Origin of the sequence: Paractinoplanes aksuensis, from assembly GCF_024137025.1 — a bacterium.
GTDB lineage: Bacteria > Actinomycetota > Actinomycetes > Mycobacteriales > Micromonosporaceae > Actinoplanes > Actinoplanes aksuensis.
The window spans coordinates 41,294-48,857 of sequence record NZ_JAMYJR010000022.1; the positions used below are offsets into that span (position 1 = coordinate 41,294).

Annotated in this window: 7 protein-coding genes; 5 read left to right on the forward strand and 2 right to left on the reverse strand. The window is 70.7% G+C overall.

Going from position 1 to position 7,564, the window contains the following annotated elements:
- The first annotated feature begins 15 nt into the window (after nucleotides 1-15).
- From ppk2 to M1L60_RS20830, 3 genes are all read left to right on the forward strand, one after another.
- On the forward strand, nucleotides 16-984 hold the full coding sequence (gene ppk2, locus M1L60_RS20820; protein ID WP_253239127.1) for a polyphosphate kinase 2: 969 nt from the start codon (nucleotides 16-18) through the stop codon (nucleotides 982-984).
- 281 nt (nucleotides 985-1,265) lie between these two features.
- Nucleotides 1,266-2,177: a ribonuclease Z gene (locus tag M1L60_RS20825; protein ID WP_253239128.1), complete on the forward strand. Its 912-nt coding sequence runs from the start codon at nucleotides 1,266-1,268 to the stop codon at nucleotides 2,175-2,177.
- The gene (locus tag M1L60_RS20830) at nucleotides 2,177-2,704 is read left to right on the forward strand and encodes a GNAT family N-acetyltransferase (RefSeq protein ID WP_253239129.1); all 528 of its coding nucleotides are present in this window, start codon (nucleotides 2,177-2,179) and stop codon (nucleotides 2,702-2,704) included. The genes M1L60_RS20825 and M1L60_RS20830 overlap by 1 nt, the downstream gene beginning before the upstream one ends.
- A gap of 416 nt (nucleotides 2,705-3,120) precedes the next feature.
- Here M1L60_RS20830 and M1L60_RS20835 read toward each other — a convergent pair whose 3' ends face one another.
- Nucleotides 3,121-3,411: a hypothetical protein gene (locus M1L60_RS20835; RefSeq protein ID WP_253239130.1), complete on the reverse strand. Its 291-nt coding sequence runs from the start codon at nucleotides 3,409-3,411 to the stop codon at nucleotides 3,121-3,123.
- A 195-nt stretch (nucleotides 3,412-3,606) separates the two neighbouring features.
- Here M1L60_RS20835 and M1L60_RS20840 point away from each other — a divergent pair, with 195 nt between their 5' ends.
- A complete protein-coding gene (locus M1L60_RS20840) occupies nucleotides 3,607-4,551 on the forward strand; it encodes a S1C family serine protease (protein WP_253239131.1) in 945 nt (314 codons plus the stop codon).
- Between the two features lie 157 nt (nucleotides 4,552-4,708).
- Nucleotides 4,709-6,718, forward strand: a complete 2,010-nt coding sequence (locus tag M1L60_RS47065; RefSeq protein WP_308208514.1) for a TPM domain-containing protein — start codon at nucleotides 4,709-4,711, stop codon at nucleotides 6,716-6,718.
- 155 nt (nucleotides 6,719-6,873) lie between these two features.
- On the opposite strand, the gene M1L60_RS20850 is transcribed toward M1L60_RS47065, so the two are convergent.
- Nucleotides 6,874-7,179, reverse strand: a complete 306-nt coding sequence (locus M1L60_RS20850) for a hypothetical protein (RefSeq protein WP_253239132.1) — start codon at nucleotides 7,177-7,179, stop codon at nucleotides 6,874-6,876.
- Between the last annotated feature and the right edge of the window lie 385 nt (nucleotides 7,180-7,564).

Here is a 7,564-nt window from a genome sequence, read left to right on the forward strand (position 1 = left end):
GGTATGTAGTGAGGCATGCAATCCGAGGCGGAGCAGACGCAGCACAACGGGTTCGACGACGAGCTGACGACGAGCCCCTACGAGGGCCCGATCGCCGAGCTGGGCGGCTACCGGGTGGCCGACGACGATGACGACGACCCGGTGCTGCTCAACGCCGACGGCAGCCCGGTCGACACCTGGCGCCAGGACTACCCGTACGACGAGCGAATGGCCCGCCACGAGTACGACCAGCACAAGCGCCTGCTCCAGATCGAGCTGCTCAAGCTGCAGAACTGGTGCAAGAGCACCGGCGAGCGGCTGCTGATCCTCTTCGAGGGCCGTGACGCCGCGGGCAAGGGCGGCACGATCAAGCGGTTCATGGAACACCTGAACCCGCGGGGCGCCTCGGTGATCGCGCTCGAGAAGCCGAACGAGCGCGAGAGCACCCAGTGGTATTACCAGCGCTACATCAAGCACCTGCCGTCGGCGGGCGAGATCGTGCTGTTCGACCGCTCCTGGTACAACCGGGCCGGGGTCGAACGGGTCATGGGCTTCTGCACCCGCGCCGAGTATCTCGAGTTCATGCGCCAGACCCCGGAACTCGAGCGCATGCTCGTGCGCTCCGGCATCCACCTGGTCAAGTTCTGGTTCTCGGTGACCCAGGGCGAGCAGCGCACCCGCTTCGCCATCCGGCAGGTCGACCCCGTGCGGCAGTGGAAGCTCTCCCCCAACGACCTGGCGTCGCTCGACAAGTGGGGCGACTACACCGAGGCCAAGGAGGCGATGTTCTTCTACACCGACACCGCCGACGCGCCGTGGACCGTGGTGAAGAGCAACGACAAGAAGCGCGCGCGGCTCGAGGCGATGCGGCACGTGCTCAACCGCTTCGACTACGACAACAAGGACCCCGAGATCGTCGGCACCCCCGATCCGCTGATCGTCGGCCCGGCCTCGCTGGCCGTCGAGGGCACCGAGATGTCGCCCCGGGTATTCCCGCGTCTTTAGTGATTCAAAAAGTGTTGGCGAGCACCGCCCCCGGTGGTTAACGTGGCCGTACACGTGAAGGGAGGTGGTCCGAAGTTGTATAGCAACGGGACTCGTGAGGTGGCTGTCCGCTAGCCGCTGTCCTCGACAGCTTCGTCAGTAGTACGTCGAGACCGTGTGGCAGCGGTGCGGCGAATTCAAGACAGCCACCCGACCCCTGGGGATCCGGCCTTGTCCGACCGGACCGTGCATGCGTGCACGGAAGTCCCCAGGGGTCGCTTCATTTTCCGCGGGGGTTTCCGGTGCGCGAATTGGTGCTGTTGGGCACGGCCAGCCAGGTGCCGACCCGGCTGCGCAACCACAACGGCTACCTGCTGCGCTGGGACGACGAGGTCATCCTGTTCGACCCGGGCGAGGGCACCCAGCGCCAGATGCTGATGGCCGGCCTCGCGGTCACCCCGATCAAGCGCATCTGCATCACCCACTTCCACGGGGATCACAGCCTCGGCCTGCCCGGCATCCTGCAGCGCATCTCGCTCGACAAGGTCGCGCACCCGGTCACGGTCCACTACCCGGCGGCCGGCCAGGAGTTCTACGACCGGCTGCGCCACGCCACCAGCTACTGGGACAACGCCGAGATCGTGCCGGCACCGATCGAGGGCGCGAGCTATGCGCACCCGACCTCGGCCGGGCGCCTCACCGCGCTGCCACTACGGCACTCCCTTCCCACGTACGGCTATCGGCTCGACGAACCGGCCGGGCGCCGCATGGTCCCGTCCCGGCTGGCCGCGCTCGGCATCAGCGGGCCCGCGGTCGGCGTGCTCAACCGCACCGGCCGGCTCGGCGACGTCACGCTCGACCAGGTCAGCGTCGAGCGGCCCGGGCAGAGCTTCGCGTTCATCATGGACACCGGCCTCTGCGACTCCGTGTACGAGCTCGCGGCCGGGGTCGACCTGCTGGTCATCGAGTCGACGTTCCTCACCGAGGACGCCGAGATGGCGGCGATGGTCGGCCACCTGACGGCCGCGCAGGCCGGTGCGGTGGCGCAGGCTTCGGGCGTACGCAAGTTGGTTCTGACCCACTTCTCGCAGCGTTACCCCGATCCGTCGCGGTTCCTCGACGAAGCCCGGCAGTCGTTCGCGGGCGAGATCGTCGTCGCGGAAGACCTCGGACGGGTGCCGGTGCCCTTGCGGCGGGAGGCTACCGTCGGCTGATGCGCGTCTGTCTGCGTACGGCGGAAGAAGTTGACCTGATGGCGGTCGGCTCGGTGCACCAGCGCTCGCGGGTCGCGGCCTATGCCGGCCTGCTCTCGCCCGAGACTTTGCAACTGCGGACGGCCGAGGCGTTCGGCGAGTGGTGGACCGAGCGGTACCGCTGGGAGCGCGACACCCACGTGCTGACCGTGGCCGACCGGGATGGTGAGGTCGTCGGTTTCACGTACGTCGGACCGTCCGAGACGCCGGACGCGGCCGAGCTGTACGGGATCCACGTCGAGCCGTCGCTGGTCGGCGCGGGTGTGGGACGGCTGCTCATGGTCGACGCCATCCCGAAGCTGGCCGAGCTCGGCGGCTCGCGGGCGGTGCTGTGGGTGCTGGCGGGCAACTCGCGGGCGCGGCGCTTCTACGAGGCCGGAGGCTGGGTGGCCGACGGCACGACCCGCAACGAGCCGGTGAACGACGAGCCGGTGGATCAGGTCAGGTATTCGTTGACCTTCGCTCAAGCTTTGGTTAGCCTACCCTAACTACAGATGCCGCCCAGGCCGCCACACGACCGGGCGAAGTCGGTGGGCGATGCGTGCCGCTGTCACGGCCGGCGCATCGAATCGGCGCGCCCGGTCTTGCCGGGTCGGGCGCGCCGAACTCGACCTGTTCTTAATTGGGCGGGAGTGCGAGACCAAATGGAACGGGGGAACCTGCGGTCCCGCACTCCCGCCAACCTTCCCGCCCGAACCGGGGGTGCGTCTGGCCGGAGACGCAGGACCGACGGAGGCGTGCCGGTCCTTGATTCGGTTCGAGGGCGGGTCCTGCGGGCGGGAGATCGCGACGCTGGCGGGGCGCAACGGACTCACCGCCGGACGACGTCGACCGGGCCGGGTAGCCATGCCTGCCGGGGGAGGTCAAGCTGTCGGGCGACGTCGGTGGCTCTGTTCAGTTGTCGCTAGCTGAAGTAGCCGCGGTTGGGCGACGGTTGCCGGTACTCGTCGGGGCCACGCATGGCCCGCACGCTGTTCCAGTCATGGCGTACGGTCCAGGCCTCCCGCCACGGGCGACGGGACGCGACATCGGCCCGTTCGGCGAGCCGCCGCGGCGCACACGGCCAGCGCACTCCACACCAGACACAGTTGCCGTCGACGCCCGCCTCCGCGTGCCGCCCGAGCATCTGCTGGGCGTCCCGCCACAACAGGCGGTCCACAATGTCGGTCGGCGTCGTCTGGTCGGCGATGACCATTCCCCTACCCTTTCGTCGGCTTTGTGGGTGGCGGTCGGGTCGTCATACGTCCGTCACGACTCATACAACAGCGCACCGCCGGCCCCCGGTCGGACTTTCTGTGCGACTAACCGCAACCCAGCGTGACGAACACGTGTTCGCCCTGGGCGGACGGCAGGCGGGCATCGACGCCTCTCAGCTGACGTTGAATCGTCCATGGATACCGAACACACGGGTGTCGAATCACAGGCGCTCGATGCCTACAGCCGTGTGGTGACCGGCGTCGCCACCAGCCTGCTGCCGTCGGTCGCGGCCCTCTCCGTGCGCACGTCGCGCGGCCAGGGCGCCGGCTCGGCGGTCACCTTCACCGACGACGGATTCCTGCTCACCAACGCGCACGTGGTCGCCGGCGCGACCAGCGGCACGGCCGATTTCGCCGACGGCACCGAGACCCGCTTCGACATGGTCGGGGCCGACCCACTCTCCGACCTCGCGGTGGTGCGGGTGCATCATCCGGGCGCGCCGGCGGCGCCGCTCGGCAACGCCGACGACCTGAAGATCGGCCAGTTGGTCGTGGCCGTGGGCAACCCGATGGGCCTGGCCGGGTCGGTCACGGCCGGCGTCGTCTCCGGGCTGGGGCGCTCGCTGCCGGCCCGCGACGGGCGGCGCGTGCGCATCATCGACAACGTCATCCAGACCGATGCCGCCCTCAACCCGGGTAATTCCGGCGGGGCTCTGGCCGACTCGACCGGCACGGTCGTGGGGATCAACACCGCGGTGGCCGGGTACGGGTTGGGGCTGGCCGTGCCGATCAACGCCACCACCCGCGCCATCGTGGGTGACCTGGTGGCCAACGGACGCGTCCGGCGGGCCTGGCTGGGGGTGGCCGGGGTGCCGGCGCCGCTGCCGCCCGCGCTGGCCGAACGGCTGGGACAGAAGCTGGGGCTGCGCGTGGTCGAGGTGGTTCCGGGGAGCCCGGCGGGCAACGCCGGGATCTATCTGGGCGACATCCTGATCACGGCCGGTGGGCAGCCGACCACGACCGTCCAGGCCCTGCAGCGCCTCATGCTGGGCCCGGCGATCGGGGCCGACCTGCCGATCACCCTGCTGCGCAAGAACGCGCTGGTCGACGTCGTGACGGTCCCCGCCGAAATGAACTGACCCTCCCTCCCCGGGCCGGCTTCGCCGCGCCGGCCCCGCAGCGCCCGGGTGCTCCCCCGCCGAGTACCCGGGCGTTTCGCGTCGGCCGTCCGCCTGGTTGTCCACAGGGCTGGGATCGGGTCGCGCTTCCAGTGGTGCGGTGGCCTAGGTTGAGCTGGTGAGATCGAAGCTGAGCCGAAGCGTCGTCGTGCTGCTGGCCGCCCTGGGGGCGGTCGCGCTGCTGGCCCTGCCCGCGGCGGCCCAGGCCCCCGAGCGGCTCGCCACCCAGGTGACCGATCCGGGCGGCGTCCTGAGCGACCGGGCCGGCGTCGACACGGCCCTGGCCGAGCTGCAAGACCGCACCGGCATCCAGCTGTTCGTGGTCCTGGTCGACTCGTTCGACGGCACGCCGGCCCAGCAGTGGACCGACGAGACGGCCCGGCTCAGCGACCTCGGCAACCGGGACGCGCTGCTCGCGGTGGCCACCACCGACCGGGCGTACGGCTACTCGTTCCCCGAGGATTCCCGGCTCAGCGACCGCGAGCTGTCCGACGTCGCCGAGAACGACATCGAGCCCGCCCTGAGCCGCAGCGACTGGTCGGGTGCGGTGATCGCCGGCGCCCGTGGCTACGGCGACGCCGCCGCCGGCTCCAGCAGCTTCGGCTGGATCTTCCTGATCCTGGGCATCGTCGTCGTGGTCGCGCTGGCCTGGATGTGGCTGCGCAAACGCCGGGCCGCCGCCCACAGCAAGCCCACCGGTCCCGGCACGACGCCCGCCGCCCCCGTCGGCCCGACGACCGAAGAGCTCACCGCGAAAGCCAACGCCCTGCTCATCGAGCTCGACGACGACCTGCGGGCCGGCGAGCGCGAACTGGCCCTGGCCACGGCCCAGTACGGCGCGGAGGCCACCGCCCCGTTCCAGGCCGCTCTCGAATCCGCCCGGCAAGAGGTGGCCGAGGCGTTCCGCCTGCGCATGACCCTCGACGAGGTGCCCGCCCCCGACGCGACCCAGCGCCGCGACACGCTGATCCGGATCATCGCGCTCTGCGAGGCCGCCGACACCCGCCTCGACGACGAGTCGGAAGCCTTCGACCGCCTGCGCGACCTCGAAGGCCGGGCCGCCGAGGCGGCCACCGAGATCGACCAGCGCCGCGGCACGATCGAGGCTGCCCTGCCCGCCGCCGAGACCACCACCAAGCAGCTGACCGATGCCTACTCCGGCGGCACGGTCACCGCGATCAGCCCCAACGTCGACCAGGCCCGTGAACGCCTGACCTTCGCCGCGTCCGCCCTGACCGCCGCCCGTCAGGCCCTGACCGCCCCCAACGACGACCGCCCCGAGGCCGCCCTGGCCCTGCGCGCCGCCGAACAAGCCGTCGACCAGGCCGACCAACTGGTCGCCGCCGTCACCCGGGCCGCCGCCGACCTGCCCACGGCCCGGTCCGCCGCCGACGCCCTGATCAACGAGATCACCGGCGAGATCGCCGCCGCCCGGGCCGCCCTGACCGGCAACGCGACCGCTCCCGCCGGTCTGACCGCAGCCATCACCGGCGGCGAACAGGCCCTGGCCGAGGTCCGCGCGGCCTTCGCCACCGACCGCCCCGACCCGGTCGCGGCCGTCGCCACCCTGCAGACCGCCGACGCCGCCCTCGACGCGGCCCTGGCCGAGGCCCGCGACGTCGCCGAACGCCTGGCCCACGACCGCAGCCTGCTGGCCCAGGAACTCCCGGTGGCCCGAGCCGAGGTGGCAGCCACCAACGACTTCATCACCACCCGCCGCGGCGCCGTACGCTCCGAGGCCCGCGCCACCCTCTCCGAGGCCGCCCGCCACCTCTCAGTAGCCGAAAGCCTGGCCACCACCGACCCCGCCACGGCCCTGTCCGAGGCCCGCCAGGCCCGCCAACTGGCCGCCAACGCCAACCGCTCAGCCACCCTCGACGTCCAACGCTGGGGCAGCGGCCCCGGCGGCGGCTTCAGCGGCCCCAGCGGCTTCGGTGGCAGCCGCCCCCACCAGGGCGGCTTCGACGCAGGCGCCTTCGCCGGCGCAGTCCTGGGCGGCATCCTCTCCGGCAGCACCCGCTCCCGCGGCTCCTACCACGGCGGCGGCTTCGGCGGCAGCGCCTCCCGAGGCCGCCGCACAGGCGGCACCACCGGCGGTTCCCGCCGAGGCGGCGGCGGCCGCTTCTGAACCAACCGCAGCGAAGCCCGCCGACACACGAACTCCCGTCAGGCCGTCAAGCCGTAAGCAGTGAGCAGTGAGCAGTGAGCAGACCGACGATGTAGCCCATCGAGGCGGGCGTACGGTGCTGTGCGCTTCTTGCTCCCAGGTCTGTTGCCGCGCGCTTAGAACGACGTTTCGGACACTTCGATCACGCGAGTGGTAGGGGCGGCCGGCCCCAGTTGCTCGCGTAGAGCCAGACGCTCGGGGTCAACCATGAAGGCGTCGTAGCCGGCCCGGGACCGAAAGCGGATCATGTGGACTTCAGACCTCGCGTCCGTGCTGTGCAGGCGCGATTCGACCTCGCCGTCGTGCTTCGACAGCAGCGCCAGCACCGCGTCCTCGTAGCGCGCGCCCTCGGTGAGGTGGTCCGGTGCCATGTCCACGATGGCAACCAACAGCAGACTGCCCACCTCACCCCGCTCGCTCATGCCGCGAAGTATCGCACCGCCGCCTCCACCCAAGACGCATGCCCGCAACGAGCCACCCACCAACACAAGACGCTGAGCGGCAACAGCACAAACGCGCTGGACCTCGACATCGCGTAGTTGGCACAGCTAGAACTGCGACCATGATCGACACGGCACCAAGCCAAGGCCCGCAGACAGCACAAAAGACGTTGCGGACCCCACCATCGCGCAATCGGTGCGCCAAGTAGCGGCGAGAAGCCGAAGCCGCAGACAGCACAAACGCGTAATGAACATCGACATCACTCAACCGTCGCGGCCCGGAAGTGGCAGCCCGGAAGTGGCAGCCCGGAAGTGGCAGCCCGGAAGTGGCAGCCCGGAAGTGGCAGCCCGGAAGTGGCAGCCCGGA